General features: G+C 66.7%; 4 protein-coding genes and 1 pseudogene. 3 read left to right on the top strand and 2 right to left on the bottom strand.

The features are described from left to right. On the top strand, nt 1-232 hold a 232-nt coding region (gene tnpB / locus H7965_RS29475; protein ID WP_186774043.1), incomplete at its 5' end, for an IS66 family insertion sequence element accessory protein TnpB. Continuing rightward, nucleotides 229-552: a hypothetical protein gene (locus H7965_RS29470; RefSeq protein WP_222440888.1), complete on the top strand. Its 324-nt coding sequence runs from the start codon at nt 229-231 to the stop codon at nt 550-552. The genes tnpB and H7965_RS29470, both read left to right, overlap by 4 nt. A gap of 68 nt (nt 553-620) precedes the next feature. Here H7965_RS29470 and H7965_RS31560 read toward each other — a convergent pair whose 3' ends face one another. Next, entirely contained in the window at nt 621-749 is a 129-nt protein-coding gene (locus H7965_RS31560) for a hypothetical protein (protein WP_261394433.1), read from the bottom strand. On the opposite strand from H7965_RS31560, the pseudogene H7965_RS31555 reads away from it, so the two are divergent. Next, nucleotides 748-972: pseudogene (locus H7965_RS31555) on the top strand (hypothetical protein); the annotation flags it as partial. The gene H7965_RS31560 and the pseudogene H7965_RS31555 sit on opposite strands and share 2 nt — an antisense overlap. A 12-nt stretch (nt 973-984) precedes the next feature. Here the strand turns inward: H7965_RS31555 and H7965_RS29465 are convergent. Next, the gene (locus H7965_RS29465) at nt 985-2,337 is read right to left on the bottom strand and encodes an IS701 family transposase (RefSeq protein WP_186774042.1); all 1,353 of its coding nucleotides are present in this window, start codon (nt 2,335-2,337) and stop codon (nt 985-987) included. Nucleotides 2,338-2,553 lie beyond the last annotated feature (216 nt).

Genomic DNA, 2,553 nt, shown 5'->3' with positions numbered 1-2,553 from the left:
GCGGCAGGTGCAGGAGGCGCTCGGGCAGGATCCGTTCAGCGGCCAGCTGTTCGTGTTCCGCGGTCGCCGCGGCGATCTGGTCAAGGCGCTGTGGTGGGATGGCCAGGGTCTGGTGCTCTACGCCAAGGCACGGCACCGTGGCCTCGCCAAGATCGACTGGCAGTCCACCTTCGCCATGGCCGCCTACAACCTCGTCAGATTGCCGAAGCTCCTCGGAGCCGCCCCGTCATGACCGGCAAGGCACACCCGCTACTCGGCAAGTGGCGGATCACCGGCATGGAGCTCTGGGACGCCGCGTTCATCGACCTCCTCGGGCCTGGATACATCCGGTTCGACGCGGACGGCGGCGGTGAATTCGCTTTCGGTGCGGTCCAGGGCGAGATCGACGGCCACCCCGGCGGCGAAAGCATCCACTTCACCTGGGAGGGCAGCGACGAGATGGACCACGCCAGCGACGACGGCGACGCCCAACTTGAGGCCGATGGCACCATCACCGGCGAGATCTGCTTCCATCGCGGCGACGAGTCAGCCTTCAAAGCGCGACGCTGGTAGCTTTTCAGCAGCCTGCTAGCGCAGTAAGCTCAGCTCTATGTTGATTCAGGCGATGGCTGCGCTCGCCGTTAGGCCATCCGCTGGGCCTTCGGAAGACCAAACTCAGCCATGCCGTTCAGCACGCGCATAGCGATGCTCACCTGGGGGCTATGTTGCAGCGTTTGCTCCAGCCCCTGGAGCAGGCCATCTTTGGGCATGGCGCGGGATCATCGACTGCGGGAGCTGAAGGCCGATGTGGCCTTCAAGGGCCGGCACTTCACCGCCGAGGTGATCCTGTGGGCGGTTCGCTGGTACCTCATGTTCCCGATCAGCTACCGCGACCTGGAACTCATGCTACAAGATCGCGGTGTCAGCGTCGACCACACGACGGTGTTCCGCTGGATCCAGGCTTATGCGCTCGATCTCGAGAATCGGGCCCGGCCATACCTAGCACTACTTTGGCACTTTCATTCGAGCCTGTGCAGGACAATGGTCTCGCGGCATTTGGGGCATCGCAGCCGGATGAGAGCGGCGAGGTGAACGAGCAGCGCGCGCCGGATGGCCGGCAGGGTAGGTTGGGGTGGCGGACCGGTGGTGCAGATTTTTTCCCCGCTGGCCACTCTGCCGGAGCCGGAGGTGCTGCAGGAAGGCGAAGGCGATCAGCACCATCAGGGCATGGTGGTGCAGGCCGGCCCAGGATCGCCCTTCAAAGTGGTCGAGACCGAGCTCTTCCTTCATCTGCTGGTGCGCCTGTTCGCAGATCCAGCGCGCCTTGATCGTTGCCGCGAGGGTTTGCAAGGGCGTGTCAGTGGGATGATTGGTCAGGTAGTACCGCCGCTCGCCGCTGCTGCGCCGCTCGCCCACCAGCCACAGCTCTGCATCACCGGGCAGGCGATGTCCGATCTCCGACTGCGGACCCTCGGCCACCCGGACCCGCCGGGCGGCAAAGCTGGCACTCAGCGGGCCCTTGGTGCCCAGTCGCCACTGGATCGGGCGCCAAGGCACGTGCTTCAGGGCGGCGGCGGCTGTCACCGGCCGCTGGTTCGGCACCCCATGCCGGCGCGGACGGCCTTTGCCCTGCGGGGCGGGCCAGCACAGCTTCACCGCGGCGGAGTAGACCTTCTGCGTCTTCGGGATACCCACCGCCCAGAGCGGGGCGCGGGAGGCAAGGCCCCGGCGGAAGGCGGCACTACGGCCGTATCCGCTGTCGGCCAGGGCGCAACCAAAGCGGACGCCGGCAGCCCGGAGCCGATCGATCTCTTCGAGTGCAATCGCCCCCTTGCTGTGGAAGATGCGGCAGCCCACCGGCACCCCCGCTTTGTCGCAGCGCTGTCGGTCCTGGCACCAGACCTTCGGCAGGTAGAGCCGCAGCGCCACGGGCACCGGCACCTCGTCGCGGGCCAGGGTGAGCGAAACCAGGGCCTGGCAGTTCGCCGTCTTCCCCAGCACACCAGCATACTGCCGGGCGACCCCGACCGAGTGCTCGCCCTTCTTGGGCAGCGCGGTGTCATCGATGATCAGCATCGCTGTCGGCCCGCCCACGAGGCGGTCCGCCTCGCGCGCCAGCACCGCTTCGAGTGGGGCGGCTTGCCAAGCCGGGCTGCTGATGAAGTGGTGCAGCTGGTCGCAGTCCGCGGGCGAGACCCGCGCCGCCATCGGTTGTACGCTCTTGCGCTCGCCCGGCCCCAGTAGACCCCGCACATACACCGGGGCCCAGCGCTGTCGCACCTTGTGGCCGAGGGCCTCTAGGAATGGCTTCAGCCACTCGGCGAAAGCCTGCTCCCAGCCCGCTGTCGCTTCGATCATGAGCCACCTCGCCAGGCCGCACCCCAATCGAACCGGCCATCAGCTTACCAGCCGCGCTCCCCAGCTTCCAGGAAACTGCCGAAGTAGTGCACTACTTCGGCAGATTTCTGTTGGCCTGAGATCCCGGCTGGTAAGCTGATGGACGTTCCGATTGAGGTGCGGCCCGGTGAGGTGGCGCATGATCGAAGCGGCAGCGGAGTGGGAATCGACCTTTGC

Origin of the sequence: Siccirubricoccus deserti (assembly GCF_014283215.1) — a bacterium.
GTDB classification, from domain to species: domain Bacteria; phylum Pseudomonadota; class Alphaproteobacteria; order Acetobacterales; family Acetobacteraceae; genus Siccirubricoccus; species Siccirubricoccus deserti.
Note: the sequence above shows the minus strand (reverse complement) of the source record. Positions and strands in the feature narration are given on the sequence as shown.